28 protein-coding genes and 1 pseudogene are annotated in these 24,217 nt (G+C 60.0%); 16 read left to right on the forward strand and 13 right to left on the reverse strand.

Annotated features, from left to right (window positions below; all coding sequences use genetic code 11):
• From DFR34_RS16075 to cyaY, 5 genes are all read right to left on the reverse strand, one after another.
• On the reverse strand, positions 1-329 hold a 329-nt coding region (locus DFR34_RS16075), incomplete at its 3' end, for a transporter substrate-binding domain-containing protein (protein ID WP_146215185.1).
• A 186-nt stretch (positions 330-515) separates the two neighbouring features.
• A complete protein-coding gene (locus tag DFR34_RS16080; RefSeq protein WP_110392175.1) occupies positions 516-1,259 on the reverse strand; it encodes an amino acid ABC transporter ATP-binding protein in 744 nt (247 codons plus the stop codon).
• A gap of 313 nt (positions 1,260-1,572) precedes the next feature.
• Positions 1,573-2,349 (reverse strand): 16S rRNA (adenine(1518)-N(6)/adenine(1519)-N(6))-dimethyltransferase RsmA, encoded by a 777-nt coding sequence (gene rsmA, locus DFR34_RS16085; protein ID WP_110392176.1) that lies wholly within the window; start codon positions 2,347-2,349, stop codon positions 1,573-1,575.
• A gap of 488 nt (positions 2,350-2,837) precedes the next feature.
• A complete protein-coding gene (locus tag DFR34_RS16090; protein ID WP_110392177.1) occupies positions 2,838-3,245 on the reverse strand; it encodes a YqaA family protein in 408 nt (135 codons plus the stop codon).
• Positions 3,235-3,549, reverse strand: coding sequence for an iron donor protein CyaY (cyaY, locus tag DFR34_RS16095; RefSeq protein ID WP_110392178.1), 315 nt, complete (start codon positions 3,547-3,549; stop codon positions 3,235-3,237). The genes DFR34_RS16090 and cyaY overlap by 11 nt, the downstream gene beginning before the upstream one ends.
• Before the next feature lie 245 nt (positions 3,550-3,794).
• Between cyaY and lptM the strand changes: the two genes are divergently transcribed.
• The 4 genes from lptM (at position 3,795) to DFR34_RS16110 (ending at position 6,684) form a co-directional block, all read left to right on the forward strand.
• Complete coding sequence (lptM, locus tag DFR34_RS17925) at positions 3,795-3,908, forward strand: LPS translocon maturation chaperone LptM (RefSeq protein ID WP_373277984.1); 114 nt, start codon at positions 3,795-3,797, stop codon at positions 3,906-3,908.
• 16 nt (positions 3,909-3,924) lie between these two features.
• Positions 3,925-5,181, forward strand: coding sequence for a diaminopimelate decarboxylase (gene lysA / locus DFR34_RS16100; protein WP_373277985.1), 1,257 nt, complete (start codon positions 3,925-3,927; stop codon positions 5,179-5,181).
• A 2-nt stretch (positions 5,182-5,183) separates the two neighbouring features.
• The gene (locus tag DFR34_RS16105; RefSeq protein WP_110392179.1) at positions 5,184-5,669 is read left to right on the forward strand and encodes a GNAT family N-acetyltransferase; all 486 of its coding nucleotides are present in this window, start codon (positions 5,184-5,186) and stop codon (positions 5,667-5,669) included.
• A 130-nt stretch (positions 5,670-5,799) separates the two neighbouring features.
• On the forward strand, positions 5,800-6,684 hold the full coding sequence (locus DFR34_RS16110; RefSeq protein ID WP_110392180.1) for an HD-GYP domain-containing protein: 885 nt from the start codon (positions 5,800-5,802) through the stop codon (positions 6,682-6,684).
• A 7-nt stretch (positions 6,685-6,691) separates the two neighbouring features.
• On the opposite strand, the gene DFR34_RS16115 is transcribed toward DFR34_RS16110, so the two are convergent.
• The gene (locus DFR34_RS16115) at positions 6,692-7,324 is read right to left on the reverse strand and encodes an MBL fold metallo-hydrolase (RefSeq protein WP_211309460.1); all 633 of its coding nucleotides are present in this window, start codon (positions 7,322-7,324) and stop codon (positions 6,692-6,694) included.
• A 253-nt stretch (positions 7,325-7,577) separates the two neighbouring features.
• On the opposite strand from DFR34_RS16115, the gene DFR34_RS16120 reads away from it, so the two are divergent.
• From DFR34_RS16120 to DFR34_RS16150, 9 genes are all read left to right on the forward strand, one after another.
• Entirely contained in the window at positions 7,578-8,924 is a 1,347-nt protein-coding gene (locus tag DFR34_RS16120) for a glycosyltransferase (RefSeq protein WP_110392181.1), read from the forward strand.
• 18 nt (positions 8,925-8,942) lie between these two features.
• A complete protein-coding gene (gene cadR, locus DFR34_RS16125; RefSeq protein ID WP_110392182.1) occupies positions 8,943-9,395 on the forward strand; it encodes a Cd(II)/Pb(II)-responsive transcriptional regulator in 453 nt (150 codons plus the stop codon).
• Positions 9,396-9,583: 188 nt separating this feature from the next.
• Positions 9,584-13,309, forward strand: coding sequence for a methionine synthase (gene metH / locus DFR34_RS16130; protein ID WP_110392183.1), 3,726 nt, complete (start codon positions 9,584-9,586; stop codon positions 13,307-13,309).
• Between the two features lie 583 nt (positions 13,310-13,892).
• Positions 13,893-14,564 (forward strand): HNH endonuclease, encoded by a 672-nt coding sequence (locus DFR34_RS16135; protein WP_110392184.1) that lies wholly within the window; start codon positions 13,893-13,895, stop codon positions 14,562-14,564.
• A 155-nt stretch (positions 14,565-14,719) separates the two neighbouring features.
• Positions 14,720-15,025 carry a hypothetical protein gene (locus DFR34_RS17010; protein ID WP_146215186.1) on the forward strand — a complete coding sequence of 102 codons (306 nt, stop codon included), beginning with the start codon at positions 14,720-14,722 and terminating at the stop codon, positions 15,023-15,025.
• A 106-nt stretch (positions 15,026-15,131) separates the two neighbouring features.
• Complete coding sequence (locus DFR34_RS17015; RefSeq protein WP_211309461.1) at positions 15,132-15,371, forward strand: hypothetical protein; 240 nt, start codon at positions 15,132-15,134, stop codon at positions 15,369-15,371.
• A gap of 47 nt (positions 15,372-15,418) precedes the next feature.
• Positions 15,419-15,595 carry a DUF4160 domain-containing protein gene (locus DFR34_RS17930; RefSeq protein WP_110392196.1) on the forward strand — a complete coding sequence of 59 codons (177 nt, stop codon included), beginning with the start codon at positions 15,419-15,421 and terminating at the stop codon, positions 15,593-15,595.
• On the forward strand, positions 15,567-15,818 hold the full coding sequence (locus DFR34_RS16145; protein WP_110392185.1) for a DUF2442 domain-containing protein: 252 nt from the start codon (positions 15,567-15,569) through the stop codon (positions 15,816-15,818). The genes DFR34_RS17930 and DFR34_RS16145 overlap by 29 nt, the downstream gene beginning before the upstream one ends.
• A 134-nt stretch (positions 15,819-15,952) precedes the next feature.
• Positions 15,953-16,345 carry a VOC family protein gene (locus tag DFR34_RS16150; RefSeq protein ID WP_110392186.1) on the forward strand — a complete coding sequence of 131 codons (393 nt, stop codon included), beginning with the start codon at positions 15,953-15,955 and terminating at the stop codon, positions 16,343-16,345.
• 129 nt (positions 16,346-16,474) lie between these two features.
• Here DFR34_RS16150 and DFR34_RS16155 read toward each other — a convergent pair whose 3' ends face one another.
• The gene (locus DFR34_RS16155) at positions 16,475-17,434 is read right to left on the reverse strand and encodes an RpnC/YadD family protein (protein ID WP_110392187.1); all 960 of its coding nucleotides are present in this window, start codon (positions 17,432-17,434) and stop codon (positions 16,475-16,477) included.
• 195 nt (positions 17,435-17,629) lie between these two features.
• Here DFR34_RS16155 and DFR34_RS16160 point away from each other — a divergent pair, with 195 nt between their 5' ends.
• The 3 genes from DFR34_RS16160 to DFR34_RS16170 all read left to right on the forward strand — a co-directional run bounded on the left by DFR34_RS16160 (position 17,630) and on the right by DFR34_RS16170 (position 19,445).
• Positions 17,630-18,091, forward strand: a complete 462-nt coding sequence (locus tag DFR34_RS16160) for an SEL1-like repeat protein (RefSeq protein ID WP_146215188.1) — start codon at positions 17,630-17,632, stop codon at positions 18,089-18,091.
• A gap of 117 nt (positions 18,092-18,208) precedes the next feature.
• Entirely contained in the window at positions 18,209-18,997 is a 789-nt protein-coding gene (locus DFR34_RS17685; protein ID WP_245906929.1) for a cupin domain-containing protein, read from the forward strand.
• On the forward strand, positions 18,984-19,445 hold the full coding sequence (locus tag DFR34_RS16170) for a GNAT family N-acetyltransferase (RefSeq protein ID WP_158281871.1): 462 nt from the start codon (positions 18,984-18,986) through the stop codon (positions 19,443-19,445). Before DFR34_RS17685 ends, DFR34_RS16170 begins: the two co-directional genes overlap by 14 nt.
• A gap of 17 nt (positions 19,446-19,462) precedes the next feature.
• On the opposite strand, the gene DFR34_RS16175 is transcribed toward DFR34_RS16170, so the two are convergent.
• The 6 genes and pseudogenes from DFR34_RS16175 to DFR34_RS17695 form a co-directional block, all read right to left on the reverse strand.
• Positions 19,463-20,413: an HpcH/HpaI aldolase/citrate lyase family protein gene (locus DFR34_RS16175; protein WP_110392190.1), complete on the reverse strand. Its 951-nt coding sequence runs from the start codon at positions 20,411-20,413 to the stop codon at positions 19,463-19,465.
• Positions 20,406-21,497, reverse strand: a complete 1,092-nt coding sequence (locus DFR34_RS16180) for a cysteine protease StiP family protein (RefSeq protein ID WP_110392191.1) — start codon at positions 21,495-21,497, stop codon at positions 20,406-20,408. Before DFR34_RS16180 ends, DFR34_RS16175 begins: the two co-directional genes overlap by 8 nt.
• Positions 21,494-22,255 carry an HAD family hydrolase gene (locus DFR34_RS16185; protein WP_146215189.1) on the reverse strand — a complete coding sequence of 254 codons (762 nt, stop codon included), beginning with the start codon at positions 22,253-22,255 and terminating at the stop codon, positions 21,494-21,496. The genes DFR34_RS16180 and DFR34_RS16185 overlap by 4 nt, the downstream gene beginning before the upstream one ends.
• Positions 22,233-23,423, reverse strand: a complete 1,191-nt coding sequence (locus DFR34_RS16190; RefSeq protein WP_110392193.1) for a phosphoribosyltransferase domain-containing protein — start codon at positions 23,421-23,423, stop codon at positions 22,233-22,235. The genes DFR34_RS16185 and DFR34_RS16190 overlap by 23 nt, the downstream gene beginning before the upstream one ends.
• Positions 23,420-24,142 carry an ATP-grasp domain-containing protein gene (locus tag DFR34_RS17825; protein WP_308418013.1) on the reverse strand — a complete coding sequence of 241 codons (723 nt, stop codon included), beginning with the start codon at positions 24,140-24,142 and terminating at the stop codon, positions 23,420-23,422. Before DFR34_RS17825 ends, DFR34_RS16190 begins: the two co-directional genes overlap by 4 nt.
• Positions 24,128-24,217: pseudogene (locus tag DFR34_RS17695) on the reverse strand (IS5/IS1182 family transposase); the annotation flags it as partial. The pseudogene DFR34_RS17695 and the gene DFR34_RS17825, both read right to left, overlap by 15 nt.

The raw sequence follows: 24,217 nt of genomic DNA on the forward strand, positions 1-24,217 counted from the left end.
GTGGAGCCACATTCCAGGTCGATGGTGCCGTTGGTCATCAGCGGGATGCGGGTTTGCGAGGTCACCGGGGTGAGCTTGGTCACCAGCGCCGGCATTTTCAGTTCTTTTTTCACTTCTTCGACGATCTTGTTGCACAGATCCATCGAATAACCCACTGGCTTTTGGTTGCCGTCCAGGTAGGAGAACGGAATCGACGATTCGCGGTGGCCCACGACAATCGTGCCGCTGCTCTTGATCTTTTGCAGGGTCGGCAGATCGTCGGCCAGGGCCGGCGCAGCACAGAGGGCGGCGGCAATCGCCAGGGGGGCAAAGCGGGTGAGGGTGCGCATGCGGGTTCTCCTTCTTCTGGACGGGTACGGCAACAGCCGCCGCCGGCAATCGGCGGCGGGAGTGGCGGTGATTAGCGTGGCTCACAAAACTCAGCGCAGCGTTCCTGGCTAGGCGGGCGGCCGTAGACAGTACAAACAGTACGGCAAGGCCGCGCAACACCGCCAGGAGGGTTTTGTGAGCCGCGCTTACTCTGGCTGGTGCATCGGCGAGAGCACCTGCTTCAAAAACTGCTTGGCGCGCTCGTGCTGCGGCCGGGTGAAAAACTCGCCCGGTGGGGCTTCTTCAATAATCTGGCCGTGGTCGACAAACACCACCCGGTCGGCCACTTCGCGGGCAAAGCCCATTTCGTGGGTGACCACCATCATGGTCATGCCGGATTCAGCCAGGTCTTTCATCACTTTCAGCACTTCGCCGATCATTTCCGGGTCCAGCGCGCTGGTGGGCTCGTCAAACAGCATCACCTTGGGCTGCATGGCCAGGCCGCGGGCAATTGCCACGCGCTGCTGCTGGCCGCCAGACAATTGAGCCGGAAAAGTATCCTGCTTGTGCGCCAGGCCGACGCGCTCCAGGAGCTGCACGCCCAGCTTGTTGGCGGCGGCGCGGTCCATTTTTTTCACCTGCACCGGCGCCAGGGTGATGTTGTCCAGCACCGACAGATGCGGATACAGATTGAAATGCTGAAACACAAAACCGACTTCGGCGCGCAGGGCGTTCAGATTGGTTTTCGGGTCGCTCACATTGACGCCGTTGACCCAGATTTCCCCAGAGGAAATCGGCTCCAGCTGATTGACGGTGCGAATCAGCGTGGATTTGCCCGAGCCGGACGGCCCGCACACCACCACCACCTCACCCGCCTGCACCTGGAGGTTGACCTCATTGAGCACATGCAGTTTATGAAACCACTTATGCACATTTACGAAACGAATCATGGTTTTCCCTTGCTGAGCGCCGCTTGCCACGCCTGCTTGGCGTGCTGGCGCGGCACCGTCCGCGCTGCGCGGGGTTGTTAGGCGCGCGCCGTATCTTGGAGTTTAGAAGCGATTTGCCGGGGGGATCGTCCCCTGGCAAAAAAACGCTCGGATTCTGCGGCTAAGCAGTTGGCTTGGCAAGCTGCACCGCAATAGCGCGGCCCACAAAACCCTCCTGGCGGTGTTGCGCGGCCTTGCCGTACTGTTTGTACTGTCTGCGGCCGCGCGCCTGGCCAGGACCGCTGCGCTGGGTTTTGTGGGCCGCGCGTGTCCTCTAAACCTTTTTGCTCAAATAGTTGGCGATGGCGACAAAACCGCCCACCGACAGGTTTTCTGGGCGAATGCCGGGGTCGATGTCCAGCGCGGTAAAGCCGTCGTCGTCCAGCACGCCCTTGAGGTTGTTGCGCAGGGTTTTGCGCCGTTGGGCGAAGGCCACTTGCACGATATGTGCCAGCAGCGCTTCGTCCTGGGCGCGGTGCGGCAGGGTGTCGTAGGGGATCATGCGCACCACGGCGGAATCCACCTTGGGCGGCGGGTTGAATGATTCCGGCGGCACATCCAGGATGCGTTCCATGGAAAAACGGTATTGCAGCATCACCGACAGCCGGCCGTAATCGGCGGTGCCCGGCTCGGCCACCATGCGGTCCACCACTTCTTTTTGCAGCATGAAGTGCATGTCGGTGACTTGATTGCCGTATTCAGCCAGGTGGAACAGCAGCGGGGTGGAGATGTTATAGGGCAGGTTGCCGACGATTTTCATCGGCGTGCCAACCGAGGCAAAGTCGAAAGCCAGGGCGTCGCCTTCGTGGATGGTGAGTTGGGCCGGGCTGAATTGGCCGCGCAGGCGGGAGATGATGTCGCGGTCGATTTCCACCACATGCAGGTGCTTGAGCCGCGCCAGCAGCGGGCGGGTGATGGCGCCCAGGCCGGGGCCGATTTCGACCACGCGTTCGTCGGGGGCCGGGTGAACGGCGTCCACGATGTCCTGGATGGTGCGCGGGTCTTGCAGGAAGTTCTGGCCGAAGCGTTTGCGGGGAATGTGTCGGGACATGGGGTGTTTGTGCTTGCGTGTCGAGTCGGGGCGTGATTGGAGACTGCGCTGGCGCGCAGAGCCTGAATGATTGAGCGGGATTTCGGCCCGCAGCCGACCTACTTTCTTTGCTTCGCCAAAGAAAGTAGGCAAAGAAAGGCGACCCGGGACGCGCGCCTGTCCGCCGCCTTCGGCGCCGGTGGTCCCCTGTGCTTCTCGCCAGCCCAGGCCGTCCCGGAAACTCGCGTCAGCTGCGCTGCCGCTCAAACAACCGGGCCGGACTTCCCCCGGGCTGGCTGCGATGCTCGGCGCGCTTTACGGGATGGAACACCGGCTAAGCACGACGGGCAGCAGACTTATCCACAGGGAGAAGTTATCCACAGGCGCTGATCGGCGGGGCGTGGTGCGTAAGGCATCGTCGCTCACTCATCCAACTGCCACAGACAACACAGCACACCGGACAGACTTGGGCCGCGATCTCGCATCCTCAATATAGCCATTTTCGCCCATTATACCCCCTTGGCCAGCCAGACCAGCACGGCGTAGCGGGCGGTTTTGCCCAGCGCCAGCCACAGCAGGCAGGGCCACCACGGCAGGCGCAGCCAGCCGGCGGCGACGCACAGCGCGTCGCCCAGCAGCGGCACCCAGGATAGCGCCAGCACCGGGGCGCCGTGGCGGTGCAGCCAGCTCAGCGCGCGGCCGGGTTTGGGCGGGGTGGGGGCGCGTTGGCCCAGCCATAGGCTGGTGAGCCCGCCGGCAGTGTTGGCCAGGCTGGCGGTGAGCAGCGCCGGCCACAGCAGGGTGGGCTGGGCGTACAGCAGCGCCAGCAGGGCGGCTTCTGAGCTGCCGGGCAGGATGGTGGCGGAGGTGAACGCCGACAGCGCCAGCCCGGCCAGCGCCCAGCCGTCAGAAAGCAATCGTCTCGCCCGCTTGCGCCTGGATCAGCTCGGCCAGCCGGGCAAACAATTCGCCGCCATCGCGGGTGTCCACCCAGCGGCCGTCGTCGGCCAGCCGAAAGTGAAAACCGCCAGCCTTGCCCGCCAGCCAGATCTCGGCATTGGGCACATGCCGGTTGACGATCACCTGCCCGCCCGACTCGCAATCCAGCGTCAGCACATTGCCTTGTAGCAAGGCTTCCACATCCGAGCCGGCCTCGTCCAGCGCGGTCTGGATGCGTTCGAACACAGCGTCGGACAGGTCGAGAAATTCACTTTCGGTCATCGGGGCAGTTCTCCAGAATCAGGCCGGGCCTGGGGCAAAATCAGCAATCGTGTCGCGTGATGACGCCGGGCGGGCAAGACGCGCAAGCGCCACGGCAGCGGGGCCAAACCACCGACGCCGGCCGGGCACAAAGCCGGCGCGCCCCATTTCATGCCGCGCCGCGGCATGAACCGCAACCCGAATCACGGTATCATCACGTTTTTACCTGATTGTGCCACAGAAGGCGCTACTGCCCGGAGACCGCCATGCGAACGCTCTGTCTCGCCATTGCCCTGAGTCTGGCCCTGGGGGCCTGTGGCTACAAAGGCCCGCTGATCAAGCCCGCGCCCGACCAGACAGCCAAGCCCTCCCAACCTTGATGCCCCAGGATGCCCCGTGACTTCGCATTTTGACTACCACGACCGCACGCTGTGCGCCGACCACACGCCGCTGACCGCCATTGCCGAACAATTTGGCACGCCGTGCTTTGTTTACTCCGCCGACGCGCTGAGCGAAAGCTTTGCCAGCTACGCCAACGCCTTTGCCGGCCAGGATCACCTGGTGTGCTTTGCGCTGAAAGCCAATTCCAATCTGTCGATCATCCGCCACTTTGCCCGTCTGGGCGCGGGCTTTGACATCGTGTCCGGCGGTGAGCTGCAACGCGTGCTGGCGGCCGGCGGCGACGCGGGCCGCGTGGTGTTCTCCGGCGTGGGCAAGAGCGAGGCCGAAATGCGCCTGGCGCTGGAAGCCGGCGTGCTGTGCTTTAACGTCGAATCGGTCAACGAGCTGGAGCGGCTGAACCAAGTCGCCGGCGCCATGGGCCGGCGCGCGCCGGTCAGCCTGCGCGTGAACCCGGATGTGGACGCCAAAACCCACCCGTATATCTCCACCGGCCTGAAAGACAATAAATTCGGCATCGCCTACGCTGAAGCGCGCGCGGTGTATCGCCGCGCGGCGGCGCTGGCCAATCTGGACGTGGTGGGCATCGACTGCCATATCGGTTCGCAACTGACCGACCTCACCCCGCTGCTGGACGCGCTGGATCGCCTGCTGCTGCTGGTGGATCAACTGGCCGAAGACGGCATCACCCTGCACCACCTGGACATCGGCGGCGGCGTGGGCATTCGCTACCGCGACGAAACCCCGCCCGACCTGAACCGCTACGCCCAGGCCGTGCGCGAGAAACTGGCCGGCCGCAAGCTGAAAGTGCTGATGGAGCCAGGCCGCTCGCTGGTGGGCAATGCCGGCGTGCTGCTGACCCGGGTGGAATACCTCAAGCTGGGCGAAACCAAGCACTTTGCCATCGTCGATGCGGCGATGAACGACCTGATGCGCCCGTCGCTGTACGACGCCTGGCACGACATCGTGCCGGTGAGCCAGACCGACGGCCCGGCGCAGCTGGTGGACGTGGTCGGCCCGGTGTGCGAATCCAGCGATTTTCTGGGCAAAGACCGCCAGCTGGCGGTGGAAGAAGGCGCGCTGCTGGCGGTATTGTCGGCCGGCGCCTATGGTTCGACCATGAGCTCCAACTACAACACCCGCGCCCGCGCGGCGGAAGTGCTGGTGGAAAACGGCCAGCCGCGCCTGATCCGCGAGCGCGACAGCTTTGCGCAGATGGTGGCCAATGAACTCAATTTGCTGGAACCCCGCTAACCATGCCTAATTCTTCCTTGCTGATTCGTGAAGCCCGCCTGGACGATCCCCGCGACGCCGAAAGCGTGGTCAAACTGGTGGACAGCTACGCCAGCGACATCATCGGCGGCGGCAAAAGCCTGACGCCAGAAGCGCGCGAGCGCCTGATCCCGGCGCTGATCGCCCACCCGTCCAAGCTGATTTTTTTGGCCTACCAAGGCGAAGAATCCGTCGGCTTGGCGCTGTGCTTTATTGGTTTTTCCAGCTTTCAGGCCAAGCCGCTGATCAATATCCACGACCTGGCCGTGCTGCCCAACCACCGTGGCCAGGGCATTGGCCACCGGCTGATCGACGCCGTGGCGGTGCGCGGCCGCGAGTTGGGCTGCTGCAAGATGACGCTGGAAGTGCGCCCGGACAACGAACCGGGCCTGGCGCTGTATAAAAAAGCCGGTTTTAACCGCTCGATGTTGGGGAATTATCCGTACTGGATGATGGATAAATCACTGTAAGCGCCGCGCCGATGGTCTTGCCATGAAAAAACCCTGAACGCCATGCGTTCAGGGTTTTTTCATGGTGGGCTGTCAGGTTGCTGCGCCAGCGGCGACTAAACGGTATTCACTGACCCAGCCGGAGCCTGCCATGTCCACCGTCACCCCACACGATTTACTGCGCACCCTGTACACCATGGCCATGATGGTCGAAGCGCGGGATGCCTATACCGGCGGCCATTTGTGGCGGGTGGCGCAGTTCAGCCGCTTGCTGGCCCAGGCCTGCGGGCTGTCAGCGCGTGAGGTGGAGCAGGTGGCGCTGGGTGGGTTTTTGCATGATCTGGGCAAGGTGGGTGTGCCGGATGCGGTGCTGAACAAGCCGGGCAAGCTCACCGATGAAGAATACGACATCATCAAAACCCATCCACGGGTGGGTGCCGACTTGCTGGCCGGCCACCCGCTGGCGGCGCTGGCCATGGATGCCGTGCTGCTGCACCACGAAACCCCGGATGGGCGGGGTTATCCACAGGGCTTGAGCGGTGAGGCGATTCCGCCAGTGGCGCGCATGGTGGGCATTGCCGATGCCTTCGACGCCATGACCAGCAGCCGGCCCTACCGCGCCGGCATGCCGATTGCCCGCGCGCTGGACATTATTCAAGACAATCTGGGCAGCCAGTTCGACCGGGCATTTGGCCAGCATTTTATCGCACTGGGCCGGGCCGGCCAGCTGGAGGCGATTGTGGGCCACAGCGAGCCGGGCTTGCCGCTGCAAAGCTGCCCCGGCTGTGGGCCGATCATTGCCGTGTTGCGTGAGCAACAGGACGGCGACAGTGTGCTGTGCCCCTCCTGCGCCAGTGAGTTTCAGCTCTCCCTGCACCAGGGCCGCCGCAGCCTGCGCCCCACCGGCCGACAGCTGCCGGCGCTGGCGCGCCAGCCGCGCGCCAATCCGGCGCTGATTGAATCACTGGTGCAAGCAGCTGATCCGGTGTTGTCTGCGCCCCGGCCACGGCGTAGGCCGGCCTGGCTGGGGGGCTGAGTCGGGTTTACCCGCGCAGATACGGATTGTGGCGGCGTTCGTGGCCGAAGGTGGAAGCCGGGCCATGGCCCGGCACAAAGCTGACTTCGTCGCCCAGCGGCAGCAGCTTGCCCTTGATGGCGTTAATCAGCGTGTCGTAATCGCCCTGGGGGAAGTCGGTACGGCCAATCGAGCCCTGAAACAGCACATCGCCGACAAAGGCCAGCTGTTCGCCCCGATGGAAAAACACCACATGGCCAGGGGTGTGGCCGGGGCAGTGCAGCACCTCCAGGCTTGCTTCGCCCACCGTCACCACATCGCCATCGTTCAGCCAGCGTGTCGGGGTAAAGCCCTCGGTAGGCGGAAAACCGAACATCTGCGCCTGTTTTTGCATGCCATCCAGCCAGAATTGATCTGCCTGATGCGGGCCTTCCACCGGCAGGCCCAGTCGTGCGGTCAGCTCGGCAACGCCACCCGCGTGATCCAGATGACCGTGGGTGATCAGCAGGCGCTCCAGCGTCAGCCCGCGTTTTTCTACTTCGGCCAGCAGGCGATCGACATCACCGCCCGGATCCACCAGCGCGGCGCGGTGGGTGTGTTCACACCAGATCAGGGAGCAGTTTTGCTGGTAGCTGGTAACCGGGATGACAAGCACTTTCATGATGGGGGCCTGAGGAACATAAAAAAACCAAGCATAGCGCAAGCGCCGGGGCTTGCGTCGTCCTGAGCGCGGCTCACCAAGCCCACTGGCCTTGTGGTGCGGCCTTGTTGTCTCTGCGACCGTGCGTCTGGTCGGTGTGGCCGTACCGGGTTTGATTCACCGCGCTGCCGGCATCGGCCATTGGGCCATCTGTTTTGCATGGAATAGGCGTTGTACCATACCGCTTTGTTCCAGCCACGCGCGAAGCCCACTTATGCAGATCCTGTTTGTTCACCAGAACTTTCCCGGCCAGTTCAAGCATCTGGCGCCCGCGCTGGCCGCCAAGCCGGAGCACACCGTGGTGGCGCTGACCATGCGCCAGATCGACAGCCGGCAATGGCAGGGTGTGCACATCGTGCGCTATACGCCAAAAACCGGCAGCCAGCCGGGCGTACACCCCTGGCTGCGTGACTTTGACACCAAGGTGATTCGCGGTGAGGCGTGTTTTCGGGCGGCGCTGCAACTGCGCGAACAGGGTTTTCAGCCCGATGTGATCATCGCCCATCCCGGCTGGGGCGAAAGCCTGTTTCTCAAGCAAGTCTGGCCGCAGGCGCGGCTGGGGCTGTACTGCGAGTTTTATTACCTGTTGCAGGGCGGCGATATCGGCTTTGACCCGGAGTTCCCCACCCGCGACGCCGACGGCGAGGCGTGTCGGGTGGAGATGCGCAACCTCAACAATGCGGTGCACATGCCGCTGGCCGACGCCGCCATCTCGCCCACCCACTGGCAAGCCAGCACCTTTCCCGAGCCATTCCGCTCGCGCATCTCGGTGATTCACGATGGCATCGACACCGAACTGGTGGCTCCGGATGACAGCGTGGCGCTGCAACTGGGCGAGCTCAAGCTCAGCCGCCAGGATGAAGTGATTACCTTCGTCAACCGCAATCTGGAACCCTGCCGGGGCTACCATGTGTTCATGCGCGCGCTGCCCGAGCTGCTGCGCCGCCGGCCGCATGCCCGTGTGTTGATTACCGGCGGTGATGGCGTCAGCTATGGCGCTGCGCCGACCAATGGCCAAACCTGGAAGCAAATCTATATCGACGAAGCACATGCCCAGCACCCGGACATGGACTGGTCGCGCGTGCATTTTCTGGGGCAGATCCCTTATGCCCAGTTTGTGGCCATGCTGCAACTGAGCCGTGTCCACCTGTATCTGACCTACCCCTTTGTGCTCAGCTGGAGCCTGCTGGAAGCCATGAGCGCCGGTTGCGCCATTGTGGCCAGCGACACCGCGCCCTTGCGCGAGGCCATCCGCCACGACGAAACCGGCGTGCTGGTGGACTTTTTCGACCCGGCCGCGCTGGCCGAAGCCACCTGCCAACTGCTGGACGACCCAGCCCGGCGCGCACGCCTGGGGGCGGCCGCTCGCGTCTTTGCCCGTGAGAATTACGACCTGAAACAGGTCTGCCTGCCCCGGCAGATGGCTTGGGTGGAGGCGCTGGCCGCCAAGCCAGCCGGCGAAGGCGCGGCCACGGCGCCCGGCTGGACGCCGCCACCGCCGGCCCAGACCACCGCGCCCGCGCCACGCCCGGCTGTGGCGCCCGCGTTCAAACGCTACTGAACCTGCTCAGGAGCCCCGATGCAAATTGGCGAACTCGCCCGGCTGACCGGGTGCGCGGTGGACACCATCCGCTATTACGAAAAACAAGCGCTGCTGCCGCCGCCAGCGCGCTCGGCGGGGAATTTCCGCGATTACGCCGACAGCCATGTCGAGCGACTGCGCTTGATTCGCCATTGCCGGGCGCTGGACATGAGCCTGGACGAAATCCGCAGCCTGCTGGCGGTGCACGACCAGCCGCAGGCCGATTGCAGCGCGGTGAACGCCCTGCTGGACGCGCACCTGGGCCATGTGCGCGCGCGGCTGCGCGAATTGCAGGCGCTGGAAGGCGCGCTGGTCAGCCTGCGGCAACGCTGCGCCAGCGCCGGGGCGGCGGCGCAGTGCGGCATTTTGCACGAACTGACCCACACGCTGGAGGCCTTGCCCGCAGTGGGGGAGGGCGGCAGCGGCCATGTGCACGGCGCGCATGGCTAAGAGTCGCTCACCAAACCCTCCTGGCGTCGTTGCGCGGCGGGGGTGTTATCTCCCGGCGCTCACCTGAGCGTGGCCCGCCGCGCAACGCCCGCCAGCCACCTTCTGAACATATGGCGAATGCGTCTGAGGCGGGGCGGGGCGCGTGATAAAATCCGGGCTATTTCCATCCTGCTCAAGCCCCTGCCGCCATGTCCACACCCACTGCCCAACGCATCCGTTCCCTGCTCGACTCGCGCATCCTGATTCTGGATGGCGGCATGGGCACCATGATTCAGCGCCACCAGCTGGAAGAAGCCGACTACCGGGGTGAGCGTTTTCAGGACTGGCCATGCGATGTGAAGGGCAATAACGACCTGCTGGCGCTGACCCGGCCGGACGTGATTGGCGGCATTCATCAAGCCTATCTGGATGCCGGCGCCGACATCATCGAAACCAACACCTTCAACGCCACCTCGGTGGCGATGGCCGATTACGAGATGGAAAGCCTGGTGTGGGAGATCAACCACGCCGCCGCCAAGCTGGTGAAAGACCTGTGCGTGGCGCAAACCGCGCGCACCCCAGAGAAACCGCGCTTTTGCGCTGGCGTGCTCGGCCCGACCAACCGCACCTGCTCGATCAGCCCGGACGTCAACGACCCCGGCTATCGCAACATCACCTTTGATGCGCTGGTGGAAAGCTACACCGAGGCCATCGACGGCCTGGTGAAGGGCGGCGCTGATCTGTTGCTGGTGGAAACCATTTTCGACACCCTCAACGCCAAGGCGGCGGTGTTTGCCATCCACCAGTATTTTGACCTGCGCCCGGATGCCGAACGGCTGCCGATCATGATTTCCGGCACCATCACCGACCAATCCGGCCGCACGCTGACCGGGCAAACCACCGAGGCGTTTTACAACAGCCTCAGCCACGCCAATGCGGTGAGCTTTGGCCTGAACTGTGCGCTCGGCCCCGACCTGCTGCGCCCCTATGTAGAAGAAATGTCGCGGGTGTCGGCCACCTATGTGTCGGTGCACGCCAATGCCGGCCTGCCCAATGCCTTTGGCGGCTACGACCTCACCCCGGCGGCCATGGCCCCGCAGGTGCGCGAGTGGGCGGAATCGGGGCTGGTGAATATTGTCGGCGGCTGTTGCGGCACCACGCCGGACCACATCGCCGCCATTTATCAGGCCGTCAAAGACCTGCCGCCGCGCCCGCTGCCGCAGATTGAAGCCAAATGCCGGCTGTCTGGCCTGGAGCCATTCAATATTGGTGACAAAGACCTGTTTGTGAACGTCGGCGAGCGCACCAACGTCACCGGCAGCCGCGCCTTTGCCAAGCTGATCCTGAATGGCGACTACGCCACCGCGCTGGACGTGGCCCGCCAGCAGGTGGAAAACGGCGCGCAGGTGATCGACATCAATATGGACGAGGGCATGCTCGACGCCCACGCCGCCATGGTGCGCTTTTTGAACCTGATTGCCGCCGAGCCGGACATCGCCCGCGTGCCGATCATGATCGACAGCTCCAAGTGGGATGTGATCGAAGCCGGCCTGAAATGCATTCAGGGCAAGGGCATTGTCAACTCGATCTCGCTGAAAGAAGGCAAAGACAAGTTTGTTGAACAGGCTCGCCTGCTGCGCCGCTATGGCGCGGCGGTGATTGTGATGGCCTTTGACGAAGCCGGCCAGGCCGACACCTACGCGCGCAAAATTGAAATCTGCGAAAAAAGCTATCGCATCCTGGTGGATGAAGTAGGCTTTCCGCCAGAAGACATCATCTTTGACCCCAATGTGTTTGCCGTGGCCACCGGCATCGATGAACACGCCCGCTACGGCCTGGACTTTATCGAAGCCACCGGCTGGATTAAAGACCACCTGCCGCACGCCAAGATTTCTGGCGGGGTATCCAATGTGTCGTTCTCCTTCCGGGGCAATAACAAGGTGCGCGAGGCGATTCACGCCGTGTTCCTGTATCACGCCATCAAGCGCGGCATGACCATGGGCATCGTCAATGCCGGCGCGCTGGAAGTCTACGACGAAGTGGACGCCGAGCTGCGCGCGCGCATTGAAGACGTGGTGCTGATGCGCGCCCCGGCCGACGGCAGCGACGCCACCGAAAACCTGATTGCCCTCGCCGAAAAATTCAAGGGCGACGCCGTGGCCGGCAAGCAAGGCGAAGACCTGGCCTGGCGCGAACTGCCGGTGGCCAAGCGCCTGGAACACGCGCTGGTGAAAGGCATCACCACCTATATCGAACAAGACACCGAAGAAGTGCGCGCCAACAGCGCCCGGCCCATCCATGTGATTGAAGGCCCGCTGATGGACGGCATGAATGTGGTGGGCGATTTGTTTGGCGCCGGCAAAATGTTTTTGCCGCAAGTGGTGAAATCGGCGCGGGTGATGAAAGCCGCCGTCGCCTACCTTGAGCCGTTTATCGAAGAAGAAAAAATCCGCCTGGGCCTGCAAGACGCGCCGGCCAAGGGCGTGATCATCATGGCCACCGTCAAGGGCGATGTGCACGACATCGGCAAGAATATTGTCGGCGTGGTGCTGCGCTGCAATAACTATAAAGTCATCGACCTGGGCGTGATGGTCCCCTGCCAGAAAATCCTCGACGCCGCCATCGAACACAAGGCCGACATCATCGGCCTGTCCGGCCTGATTACCCCCAGCCTGGAAGAAATGAGCCACGTCGCCAAAGAAATGCAGCGCCAGGGCTTTGACATCCCGCTGCTGATTGGCGGCGCCACCACCAGCCGGGTACACACCGCCGTCAAAATCGCCCCGCATTACAACGGCCCGGTGATCTACGTGCCCGACGCCAGCCGCGCCGTGGGTGTATGCTCCAACCTGCTGTCCGACACCCTGCGCGACGCCTACGTGCAAGAAGTGGCCGACGACTACGCCAAAGCCCGCGCCATCTTTGAAGGCCGTGGCGAAGCCAAACTGCTGCCGATTGCCGACGCCCGCGAACAACGCCACCGCATCGACTGGGCCCGCTACACCCCGCCCACCCCGCAATGGCTGGGCGTGCGCCGCTTTGAACACTACCCGCTGGCCGACATCGCCCGCTATATCGACTGGACGCCGTTCTTCCAGAGCTGGGAACTGTACGGCCGCTACCCGGCCATCCTGCAAGATGACGTGGTGGGCGAATCCGCCCGCGCGCTGTGGGCCGACGCCCAAACCATGCTCAAGCAGATCATCGACGAAAACTGGCTGCAAGCCAGCGCGGTGATTGGCCTCTTCCCCGCCCACAGCGTCAACCACGACGACATCGAAATCCGCGACCCCGACACCGGCGCCGCACGCATGACCTGGGTGGGCCTGCGCCAGCAACTGGTGAAAACCGACAAAGACGGCAACGCCAACCCCGACTGGGCGCTGGCCGACTTTATCGCCCCCAAAGACAGCGGCGCACAAGACTATATCGGCGCCTTTGCCGTCACCGCCGGCCTGGGCATCGACCCGCACGTGGCCCGCTTTGAAGCCGCCAACGACGACTACAGCGCCATCCTGCTCAAAGCCCTGGCCGACCGCCTGGCCGAAGCCTTTGCCGAACTGATGCACCACCGCGTGCGCACCGAATTCTGGGGCTACGCCCACAGCGAAACCCTGGATAACGACGCACTGATTGACGAAAAATACCAAGGCATCCGCCCCGCCCCCGGCTACCCGGCCTGCCCCGACCACACCGTGAAACGCGAACTTTTCACCCTGCTCGACGCCCCAGGCATCGGCATGACCCTCACCGAAGGCTACGCCATGCTGCCCACCGCAGCGGTATCCGGCTTCTACTTCAGCCACCCCGACAGCCGCTACTTTGGCGTGGGCAAGATCAGCAAGGATCAGGTGGAAAGTTATGCACAACGCCGTGGCGTGAGTGTGGAACAGGCGGAGCGGGACTTGGCGCCGAATTTGGGGTATAGCGCGTGATGGTGGGGATGTGGTTGGTGTGGTGAGGGGTTGATGGATCACTTGCCTGTGAGGAGGACTGAGAAGCGCCGGGATCGAGTTGATGCCGGCGTTTTTTTTGGGGGGGTGGGGAGGGCTGGCTATTGACGCTTGCTGGGTGGGAGATAGCGGAGAATGGGGTTTTGATGAAATAAGTTTTATGTATTTTGGTAGAGTTTTCTTGGATGTGCTGTCTTTTTGGATTTTTTGGGCATTTCTGTGTAGGCGGGAATCTGGGGTTCACCATGGTGAGTGGCTGGGTGGTTGAAGTTTTTTGCGGGGAAGTGCATGGCGGGGGCTTGTCATAAGCGTTGGAGATGTGTATTAATTGATGGGCATATTACTCTGAAGCTTGGCCGATGCTTCAAGTGTCAGCGAGCCACATCAAATAGTTTGAGTGGTGAAGCTGGAGGTGTGGGAGAGTTAGACGACACCATAGTATATTTCCTCGAGATCTATTGCGCAAAAACAGTAGGTTACCATGTGGTTTCTGGGTTATGCGATAGTCGCCTAACCCAATTAAGGCGACAGTTGTCGTCTAATTTAGGTTAGAGTACACATCACAATGGACGTAGCCACGATTATCATACAGTGTGAAGACTACCTCTTCCCAACGCTGAAATTCAGCGTGCGGGAGCGAGTTCTCTACTATCACTTGATCCGATGCACACACCTGGAGGGCAAGTCATCTGCTCTGTTCACGTTGTTGCCACTTGCCAACGCTACGGGCGTTTCAGAGAGTTCTTCGCGGGAAGACATCCGAAGTTTGAACGAGCGCGGTTGCATCAAGATTGAAGACCGCTCACGCAATGGCCACCTTGTTCGAGTTTTTCTCCCAGAGGAAATTGCGGGAGTATTACCAGCGGAACAATTGGTTCCTGAAGTCGATATTGAAACCCTCGATTTCTATTCAAACCGCCAGTTTGTTTCGTCATTGCTTGCCCGGGAAGGCCAGCGCTGCTTCTACTGCCTAAAGAGCATTCGCGCAGAATCCTGCGAGCTTGACCACACCATTGCTCAGGCGAACGGTAAAAATAACTCTTACCGCAATGTCGTTTGCTCTTGCCATGAGTGCAACACAACCAAGCAGGCCCAAGCGGCGGTTGATTTTCTGCGCTCGCTTTATCGCAAGGGCATTCTGTCCCAAACCGAACTGGAAAATCGGCTCACGGCGCTTGAACAGCTCCAGGCAGGTAAGTTGGTGCCGAATGTTGGGGCTGTAAAAATTGCGATCTAACCCTGTGCTCAACCGGCTTTATGCGAAAAGCCACACAGGCCGGTTAGCTCCACGTTATGTGCAGGAGTAACACGTGGGGTAGTAGTCTGGGTTAGTCCCTATTTCTCTATTAACTAACTTTGGTTATAGTTTAGGATGACGTTATGAGAATATTTATGGCTTTATTCATCTTGCTGTTGTCAACCTTGTCCTTGGCGGATGAGTTGAAAATTCTCTTGAAAAAGGGGCGGTTGTATGAAAAGGTGAAACCTTCTCTCTTGAGTTCTGGATGGATTCCTGTTCAATTTAAAGATCGTGAAGGCTTAGATCTCCAAGAGATGGAGTATTGTCAGAATGGCATTGGGAGATGTGCATTCTGGCTTACATCTGGAAATGGAAAGTATTTAGCTATAACCACCACTAATGATGGCTATGAAATTTTAAGCTGGAGAAGAGAAGTAGAATTACCTGCTTATAAGTAAATGTATGTAAATAACATATTTAGGCCAGTATTTCTTATTTTCACTTTAGCGGTAAGATTGTCTATAAATTATGGATTGTGTTAAAATTCTCAATAGTACGGGCCTCGTGCTTGGCATGATTGGCGTCGTATTAATATTCATTTGGGGGCCGCCGCAACCTCAGCTTAATGGAGGTGTTGGTCTAAGTCTGGAAGACGGTACACCTTTGAAAAATGGCTTAACTGTGGCCGAAAATAACCAGATTGTGAAGCGTCGCCGCTATCAACACAAGATTATTTCTGGGCTAGGCCTTTTGTTAGTGTTTCTTGGGTTTCTTGCTCAATTCATCGCGGTGCAATTATCTTAAATTTATATTAAAATCGGTGGCAAACCTAACCATCGAGGGCAGACCCCATTTCCCCTCTTCACGTCGCCCATCCTGACGGTGAGGCAAAGTTTTGGCTCACGCCCACCGTTCACCTTGCCACGTCCACCGGACTAACTTCACGTCAGCTTGCTGACGCGCAGCGTGTTGTCACCAATCACCTCAAGGAGATTCAAGATGCATGGCACCATCACTTCGGTGGCTGAGGTCACCAACATCTCCAAGCACGGGTTCTGGCTTCTCCTTGATGAAGAAGAGCTTCTCCTGCCCTTTGAGAAATTTCCGTGGTTCAGGTCTGCCACCATCGACCAGATCACCACGGTAGAGCGGCCTTCACCAGAGCATCTTTACTGGCCCGGGCTGGATATCGACCTTACCGTGCAGTCTATCCGGCAACCTGAGGCATTTCCGCTTGTCGCCCGGTTGTGATTGGCACTTGGGTATCTGTAAACTGGCTACGAGTGGCGCACAAAACCCCGCGTGAGCACGCTTGGCCGGGCGGCGCTGCCTTGCGCGCTGCCTTAACCCTGATTTTTTCCGTTATTTTCCACAGGAGACAGCCGATGCTCAGCCACGTCATGATCGGAACCAACAACATCGAACACGCCAAGCAGTTTTACGACGCGGTGCTTGGCGTGTTGGGCGCGGGCGAGCCGATGCGCAATCAGGCGCCGTCGGGCCATGCCCGGCTGTTTTATCTGCACGATGGCGGGATGTTTTGTGTGACCGAGCCGATTAATGGCGAGCTGGCCACGTTTGCCAATGGCGGCACGATTGGCTTCAAGTGCCATTCGCCTGAGCAGGTGCAGGCGTTTCACGATGTGGCGGTGGCGCACGGCGGCCAGTCGATCGAGGCGCCGCCCGGCCTGCGCGAAAGCAGCATCGGGCCGCTGTATCTGGCCTATGTGCGCGACCCGGATGGCAATAAGCTGTGTGCGATTTATCGGGTGAAGTGAGTAGGCCGGGGGCAGTTGGCGGCGGGCGGGTTGAGCGCTGCTGGGCAAACCCGCCTGACGCTGTGCTGTGGTCGCTGTGGTGTCTGCGCGCCGGGCCAGGGTTGCGGCGCTGAGTGTGGTGAGCCGCGCTTACTGGCTGAACACCCCGGCCAGGCTGTCGGCGTCCAGCGCGCGATCCAGCCATAATTCCAGCTCGTCGATGCTGGCAGCTTGCAGGCGGGTGAGCACGTCGTCGGACAGCGGGCCAAAGCGCTTTTGCAACAGACGGCGCAGTGCTTTCGCCTCGCCGCTTTGCTCGCCTTCAAGGCGGCCTTGCATCAGGCCTTGCAACAAGCCCTTTTCAATCCCGATTTGCTCCACAGAAGTCACGTAACGCATTTTCTCTTGCTCCTCAAGCACTTCGATATTGTGCCACAGCGAACGTTTCAGCTGCTCTGGCAAGCGCATCATCCAGTCCAGCACGCTGAACAAATCAATCACCTGTTGTTTATCCCAGCCACGCTGATACAACAACTGCACTAATTTCCACTTGGCGGCGAAGCGGGCGTTCATGTCTTGCCGGGTGGCTTGGGTCAGCAAATGGGCCAAGGTGACCAAAGCAAATGGATTGGGGTTGCTGTAAAGCTGGTCTTGATGGGTGGCATAGTCCAACAGCTTCACCGCCGGAAAGCGCAGTTCATGTTCGCAGCCCAAGACCGCAAATCCAAAATGGTTTGGCCGCCAGTGCAGCGTGGCGTCAGCTAACACCGCCAAGCTGGCCACCGGTTGCCGGTAACGGTCGTACAAGCGGTAATTGTAGACAAACATCCGCTCGGCAAATTCCGCCTGGGCGCTGCCTTGTACTTCCAGATGCACATACACCCAACGTTCGCTGCCGTCACGTAGCGCCACTTTGGCCAATTTATCGACAAAGCGCTTGCCCAACTCGGCATCCTGCACCACGGCGCGCAGTTCCTGATCAAGAAATTGGTAACCACGCGCCCAGTCTATTTGCCGGTGAGCGTCGGGAAAGTAGAACTCAATAAACTCAGGAAAGTAGCTTTCCACAGCCTCTTTCCACGGGCTGTCGTAGTCGTCGGGGCTATCCATACTGGGCTTTCGGCGGTGGCGAAGCCGTCAGTGTATGACCGGATAAGGGCGTAAGCCATACGGAGGAATACGGTGTTTGGTGGCGATGGCTGGCTGTGCTTTCTAGCACCTTTTGCCAGTATGCCTGCGCTCAGGGTTGACGGATGATGGCCTGACTCTGGCGTGCGTCCGGGGGTAAATCATACGGAGGCGGCAATGCGGGTTCCTGGTTTGTATTGGCTGGCGTTTGGGCTGGCGGCGGCGTCGGCGGGGGCGGATGATCTGAGCTATCACAATTACGCGGCGATTCCTGATCAGAAGTTTGCCTGTTTGTATGCTTATGCGGCGGACAAGACCGGCGACCATGAGATGGCGTTGAAGATTCTGGATGGCTGCATCGCTGCTGGCAATGTCTGGGCGATGATCTGGAAGGCGATGTTGTATGAAAACGGCCAGGGTTTGCCGCTGAGCCTGGAGAAATCCGCCGAGCTGATGCAGCGTGGCGCGCTGACGCAGGATGCGGCAGGCTATGGGGCGTTGGCGCGTTATCACTGGGGGATGGCTTTGTATCATGGTCGTGGGGTGGCGCGGCAGCCGGTGGAGGGTTTGCGTTGGTTGCGTCAGGCGCGTGATGAGGGGGTGCCAGAGGCTGCGGCGTTTTTGGCTGCGCTGGATTAGCGCCGCTCACCAAACCCTCTTGGCGGGGTTGCGCGGCCTGGCCGTACGCCTTGTACTGTTTGCAGCGCGCGCCTGGCCAGGTGCGCGGCGCTGAGTTTGGTGAAGTGGTGTTTGATCATGCCAATGACACAGGCGATGGATTGTCTGGCCATCCTGAGCCGGCATCTGCCTGGCTTGGCCCGTATATTGTCTGGTGATGCGCCGGCGGCGACGGTGTTTACCCGCCGTTTGACCTGGGCGGTGTGCTTGCTGGCCTCTGCTTGTGCTGGCGATGTGCAGCGGGAATGGCCCATGCCCTATGTGTCACGGGCTGGCGCACGGCAGGGGCGGCTGGATGTGCTGGCGAGTTTTGAGGATGGCAGCGTGCTGGCGATTGAAATTGATCGTGCCAACAAGCGTGCTTCTGTGCATAAATTGCAGCTGGCGCGCCAGCGCTTGCTGGCGTTGGCGTTGTGGATTCGCTGGCGTGGTGTGGCGATGGCGCCGCCGGCTGGCATTCAACTTTTAGACCTCTCGGCCGGCGGCGCCCGGCCGGATGTTTTGGAAAGACCGACCATGTTTCCCACTGCTCGCACCTTGCTGCACGCCCTGCCCGATGCCCGCCTGGCCGAGGTGTTCGACACACTGGCGGCCGCTGGCCCAGTGCGGATTGAGCGCATTGTTTCGCATGGCCAGGCCTCGCCGGAGGATTTTTGGTATGACCAGGCGCAGGCGGAGTGGGTGATGGTGGTGCAAGGGGCGGCGCGCCTGGCGTTTGCCGATGGCGAGGTGGCGCTGGCGGCGGGGGATTGGTTGACCATTCCGGCGCATTGCCGGCATCGGGTGGCGTGGACGGCGCCGGATCAGGATACTGTGTGGTTGGCGGTATTTTATGATGAGGCCGGGGAGCAGCATGCAGGCCGATGAAGTGGTATTGCGCCAGGCCGGGCCTGCTGATGCGCCAGCGCTGGCGGCGCTGATTGCCGGGCTGAGCGGGTATTTTTTGGCCGAGCCGGATGGCGCCGGGGCGGAGGGGTTTTTGGCCAGCCTGAGTGTGGATGCGCTGGCGGCTTGTGTGGCGGATGTGCGGCAGGATTACTGGCTGGCCTGGCACGGCGAAACCTTGGTTGGGGCTGCGGCCTTGCGCGATGGTTGTCATGTTCACCATCTGTTTGTGGCTGAGGCATGCCAGCGCCAAGGGATTGCCGGGCGCTTGTGGCGCACCTTGCTTGGGCGCACTTCGGCGCTTGTGCTGACAGTGAATGCTTCGTTGTGTGCGGCGCCGGTGTATGCGCACTGGGGCTTTGTGGCGATGAGTGCGCCGCAGCAGCGCATGGGGGTAGCGTATGTGCCGATGCGCTGGTTGCGCGAATGACCAGTGGTTTGGCTTCATCACCCCGTGCAAGTGTGTGAGAGCGGTGCGGGTGTGCTCCTGCCGAGTTCGTGCTGGCCATCTGGTGTTTCTGCATGGCTACCATAACAGGTGGCAGTACGCAGTATGGATTGGGCCCAGCGTTGGTGTGTGGCGGGCTCGCACATCGATTGATGAAAGCAGAATACGCCAGGTGCGTCTGCTGCCAGGATTCGTTGTGCGGCTTCCATGTCTTGTTGTCTGACGGGGTAGTGCCGTTCAATCTGTGCAACCTGGTCTGGGTGTATGGCAGTTTTTCCGGTCAGGCCGTGATTGAGGTCTTGTTCGATTTCTCGCGCGAGAGTGTGCGGATCATCAAGATATTCGAACACCGGCGCGGACAGAGAGAACCCGTACGGGATGAATGTTGTGGCCAACTGCGAGATGGTAACGCCCAATGGCGTTTCATACAGGGTGCGGCCTCGCGGGCGACGCAGCCGCAGCAGTGATAGCAGGTCATTGCCACCGATGCGCAGACAGAGAATTTTTTCACGCCGTGCCGGTTGATCAATCAGCGCCAGTAACTGGCGTATGTCTGCTTCACAAAAGCATTCACGGGTTTCCAGCGTTGGCATCACCTTATGTTGGGACGGATCCACCCAGTCAAGATAGTTGTCCAGGTTGGCAGCGGTGACTTTGGGCAGAACAAAGCCGTCCAGCGCTTCCGAGTTTGGCATGCTCAGTACTTGACGAAGGGTGTCTGGATTGCGCACCCGAACAAAGCGATGCTGTCCGTCACGACGCTGTAATTGTGCAAGGGCTTTGGCCAGATTGTGCATGGCCGCGGGCAATTGCTGATGATTGACTGCGTCTTCAGTACAGAAAATCAACGAGCGGATATGGCTGAGTCGTGTGCCCGAGGCAATGTCGGACAGTGTCGGGTGAGTGCTCGGGATATACAGGCTGGCGCCCAGGTGGATGGCATCAAGCATCAAGTGCACTCCGAATGATGGAAACCGCCTGAAAAGGCATCTGTGCCCGGTGTTCTACCCGCACATGTTTTTCATGGGCCAGGGTCAGCAGATGTTGTACACATGCGGCCTCGGGGTTACGGACGATCAGGCGTTCAGGTAGCCGGCGCAGCAGGACCCGGGTGGCTTCACCGATCCCAGGTTTGATCAGGTTGCGATCCTGTATGCCATGGCGTTGCATTTCTTCGTCCAGAAAAACCTGCGCACAGTCAGCCGCGTGGGCTGTGTCTGCTGGCTGGACATTGTCCTGCCAGTGGGTGTTCATCTGTTGTCTGGCTTCACTAACCATATCCTCGACGAACCAGATTGAGCGGTCATGTGCGGAAAATTGGCTGAAGTACACGCAGCCATGATAGTCCTGTGGGCCAATGGCATGGTTCAGCACGGATCGACTGATCAGTCCGGAAATGGTGGCGTTGAGGATGGAAGAGGGGATGAGATAGTCTTCAGCGCTGGCAGCACAAAACGCCTTGCCAGCCAGATCTGCCAGTACATACAAATGCGCCCGGATATGGGTGCCGCGACGTGTATTGTATATTTCGATGGCGTCAGTCAATTCATCGGTGATGACTCCCTTGCCTGTCCAGCCGTCAATGAACACGATGGTGCTTGGGTCTGTGCCGCGCCGCAGGATTTCATCCAGTGCATTGGCGTCGATGCCGCGGTCCCGGATGATTGACACCGAGTAGTGTGCGATGGGCTTACCCGTGAGTTCACGCAGCAGGTGGGTCAGTATGGCGCCCACTGGTGTGCCTGCACGTGCCAGGGACACCAGTGTGGGGTTTGGTCCGACGTTGCGTCGAATCAATTCGGCCAGGGTCAGGCAGTCGCGCGCCATCCGGCTGCGATTCATGGCATGGGCTTGAGCGAACAGTTGAAGATAGCGTTCAGAGGGCAGGGTTTCCGGGCTGAGCATTTCGCTGTAATGCCGGGCACCAGTTTGAATCAGTTGCTCTTTTTGCCGAGTGTTTTCAATGTGCTCGACCTGAATGGGTTTAAGCAGAAATTCGACATCCTGAGGTCGGTAGCTGCCGTGAAAGCTCATGGTTGAGCCTGCTGCAGGGTGGCGGCAATCTGGCTTGTGCCGGGGGTGAGTATATAATCGCAGCTTCCCATGAAACCCAAGTCGATCAAGCTGTCTCCCATACCAAAAGTGATCAGGGCATTGGTGCGTGCACGGTATTGTTTGATCAGATGCTCTACTGCATGACGTTTATCCAGCCAGGATGGAATAATGGCCAGATTATTGCCATTAGCGTGAATCCTGACGTTCGAAAATGCCGGGTGCTGGCGGATGCGCTTGGCTGCCTGCTGTAGTGTCTGGATACCTGTCTCTGGATCGTTCTGGTCATGCATTTTGACAACCAGGTAGAACGGGATGCCAAAGTCAACGATCAGTCGTATGGATGCATCCCGTTCAAGGTGCTTGGCTTCTTGTTGCAAGGCGTGTTGCCAATTGGCCAGCAGGGTAGTGGAGTGCTGTGCCTCGTGTCGGGAGCGTGTTAGCCAGCAGTCATCTGGCTGTCCATTGGCTTGAAGAATGATGCCGCCATAGTTGAGGATGGCTTCAGCGGTAAAGGGAATATTCACCCTGCGGTATGCATCATGATTGCGTGCCGTGACAGGAATGACGTGCATGTCTTGTTTGAGAAAATCCAGTGCGTGTTGTTGCATAGGCGACTGGTAGCTGATTGGTGTGCCATCACTTAAAAGGGCAACTGGCCGCCAACCGGGCTCTGGGGGCTGTTTGCGATGGCTTTGAAACAGTGTGTCATCCAGGTCAGTGAATAAAATCTTCAGCAAAGTCTGACTCCGAGCGAAAGTGAATCAAGCGCGCGCGCAGCCGTGTGGCCAGGTCGCGTAGTGCCGGATGGGGGCCTGTTTCATGGCATAGCAAAATCTGGTCGTAGTCATTTGCCGTGCAGTTATACAGATAGTTGGCAATTCCTTCGCCATAGTTGTCAGCAAAGGTTTCTACATGAGTAATGGGCCCCCAGGCCAGAATGGGAGAGCGGGTGGTGGCGTGGGTGAGCGTTTCGATGCCAAACTGGCAATTAAGTTCTCTGGCCAAGATATAGGCCGGATACATGAATTCTCCGGTGCCAAGTACCAGCACCCGGTCTTGTGTGGAAATCGAAGAAGCGAGAGCTTTTAGCGGTGCCTCTGTCAGACAGAGAGGTGTATCACGACCCAGTCGACCGAAGCTTGAACTTGCAACATAGGCTTCCTTGCCAGGATGGGCCTGTGCTTGTAGTGGCGCGCAGTGATAGTCTGCATTGGGAGAGAAGCGCCAGTCCCCGGTGAGCAGGGAGCCTGTCGAAAGCGTTGCCTGCATGCGTGCCGGTAGCACTTGCCGTGTTTCTGTGCCGGCAAAGTCAGTCAGTGTGCTCAAGTGGATCGAGTCCAGATGGGGCGCATACCTGCGGCATGCTGTGGCCAGATTGACGAAGGTTTGCCCTGTGCTGATCTCGTCGTCGATCATGACCAGCGAGCGTGCGGTAGTAAAGCGTGCGTGCAAGTCCGGATGTTCTGGCAGGAAAAACAGCTGACGCGGTGCGTGGCTGTGGGGTTCTGCAAATGAAATCGGGGTATGGCCAAGCACCCGATAGCGGGTGGTGTGTAGATAGACAGAGGGCGTGGAGGGATGCTGTGCTTGCCAGGCTTCAAATACCCCCTGGCCTAAAGCCGTAGCAGTTTCTGCCATGCTGATGAACACGACGGGGCCGGGGAGTCCGGAGGGAATGCGCGCTGCCAGCCGTTGATGTGTGTCATGCATGCATAACGGTCGAACCGGCAGGTGTTTGCCAAGCACATGGCTAAGAAAGAGGAATGCCCGTTTGGGGTTTTCGCGCGCAGCAAACGTGAACAGTGCTTCGGCAGGCAGGTCGGCTGTTTCGATATTGACATCAAGCCGTCCGCCCGGCAGATGGGCGCCCAGCGATGCAGGATAACCAGCACAAGTTTGGCTCATGGCAAAATAATTGCCTGGTTGATTTCACCCACACGCAAGCCCTCAACAATAGGTGGGATTTTCAGTGCAGCATAGCCATCCAGGAACCCACACAAGCCCAAGTAAGGAAGGTTCGGCCCCGCCAGACATGCCATGGCTACTCCACCAGACAAACGGGGGTTGACCTCCAGTGTGCGCAAGCCGGTGCTGCCCTGGCGGAATTGAATATTGACATAGCCATTCAGGCCAAATTGCGATGTGATTTTTCTGCACGCCAATTGGATGTTCTCTTGCCCATCAATAATTTGGCCTTCCCCTGGGCTTAAAGGTTTTCTGCGGGCAATGGCACAGTGTAAGGTGCCATGTTCCGCCAGGCAGTCCACGCTGTATTCTTGTCCATCCAGGTATTCCATCAATAGCATCGGGGCAATACGCGGGCGCGCCGCCAACAGTGTGCGTAGACTATCCAAATTAATTTGGTGGTCCATGCCACTACTTAGAATGTCATATGCGTCTCGATCAGTGCGAATGCGGCGAAAACCAATCCCATATACCGAAATGGCCGGTTTGATGCACAATGCCGGGTATTTGGCAGACAGCTCGACATAAGCTGCATCAAAGTGCTGGCATGTGTCAAATGCCCGTTGTTCAGGTGCTGGTGCCGCCGGGCAATCCAGTGCAGCGTAGAGCATGTTCTGAACCATCCCAACAACATCAGGAAGGTGCGGCAGCATCAACATGGCAAACGCCACGTAATGTAATCCAGCCAGCGTCTGCGGCAGCTTCTCGTAAGCTCTGGCCAAACGCCGGAAGCG

Origin of the sequence: Rivihabitans pingtungensis (genome assembly GCF_003201855.1) — a bacterium.
In the GTDB taxonomy this organism is placed as follows: domain Bacteria; phylum Pseudomonadota; class Gammaproteobacteria; order Burkholderiales; family Aquaspirillaceae; genus Rivihabitans; species Rivihabitans pingtungensis.

Coding starts and splice junctions, on each gene's coding strand:
- DFR34_RS16080 (WP_110392175.1), bottom strand. CDS start 1,259: ATGATTCGTTTCGTAAATGTGCATAAGTGGTTTCATAAACTGCATGTG.
- rsmA (WP_110392176.1), bottom strand. CDS start 2,349: ATGTCCCGACACATTCCCCGCAAACGCTTCGGCCAGAACTTCCTGCAA.
- cyaY (WP_110392178.1), bottom strand. CDS start 3,549: ATGACCGAAAGTGAATTTCTCGACCTGTCCGACGCTGTGTTCGAACGC.
- lptM (WP_373277984.1), top strand. CDS start 3,795: ATGCGAACGCTCTGTCTCGCCATTGCCCTGAGTCTGGCCCTGGGGGCC.
- DFR34_RS16105 (WP_110392179.1), top strand. CDS start 5,184: ATGCCTAATTCTTCCTTGCTGATTCGTGAAGCCCGCCTGGACGATCCC.
- DFR34_RS16110 (WP_110392180.1), top strand. CDS start 5,800: ATGTCCACCGTCACCCCACACGATTTACTGCGCACCCTGTACACCATG.
- DFR34_RS16115 (WP_211309460.1), bottom strand. CDS start 7,324: ATGAAAGTGCTTGTCATCCCGGTTACCAGCTACCAGCAAAACTGCTCC.
- DFR34_RS16120 (WP_110392181.1), top strand. CDS start 7,578: ATGCAGATCCTGTTTGTTCACCAGAACTTTCCCGGCCAGTTCAAGCAT.
- cadR (WP_110392182.1), top strand. CDS start 8,943: ATGCAAATTGGCGAACTCGCCCGGCTGACCGGGTGCGCGGTGGACACC.
- metH (WP_110392183.1), top strand. CDS start 9,584: ATGTCCACACCCACTGCCCAACGCATCCGTTCCCTGCTCGACTCGCGC.
- DFR34_RS16135 (WP_110392184.1), top strand. CDS start 13,893: ATGGACGTAGCCACGATTATCATACAGTGTGAAGACTACCTCTTCCCA.
- DFR34_RS17010 (WP_146215186.1), top strand. CDS start 14,720: ATGGCTTTATTCATCTTGCTGTTGTCAACCTTGTCCTTGGCGGATGAG.
- DFR34_RS16145 (WP_110392185.1), top strand. CDS start 15,567: ATGCATGGCACCATCACTTCGGTGGCTGAGGTCACCAACATCTCCAAG.
- DFR34_RS16150 (WP_110392186.1), top strand. CDS start 15,953: ATGCTCAGCCACGTCATGATCGGAACCAACAACATCGAACACGCCAAG.
- DFR34_RS16155 (WP_110392187.1), bottom strand. CDS start 17,434: ATGGATAGCCCCGACGACTACGACAGCCCGTGGAAAGAGGCTGTGGAA.
- DFR34_RS16160 (WP_146215188.1), top strand. CDS start 17,630: ATGCGGGTTCCTGGTTTGTATTGGCTGGCGTTTGGGCTGGCGGCGGCG.
- DFR34_RS17685 (WP_245906929.1), top strand. CDS start 18,209: ATGCCAATGACACAGGCGATGGATTGTCTGGCCATCCTGAGCCGGCAT.
- DFR34_RS16170 (WP_158281871.1), top strand. CDS start 18,984: ATGCAGGCCGATGAAGTGGTATTGCGCCAGGCCGGGCCTGCTGATGCG.
- DFR34_RS16175 (WP_110392190.1), bottom strand. CDS start 20,413: ATGCTTGATGCCATCCACCTGGGCGCCAGCCTGTATATCCCGAGCACT.
- DFR34_RS16180 (WP_110392191.1), bottom strand. CDS start 21,497: ATGAGCTTTCACGGCAGCTACCGACCTCAGGATGTCGAATTTCTGCTT.
- DFR34_RS16190 (WP_110392193.1), bottom strand. CDS start 23,423: ATGAGCCAAACTTGTGCTGGTTATCCTGCATCGCTGGGCGCCCATCTG.
- DFR34_RS17825 (WP_308418013.1), bottom strand. CDS start 24,142: ATGTTGATGCTGCCGCACCTTCCTGATGTTGTTGGGATGGTTCAGAAC.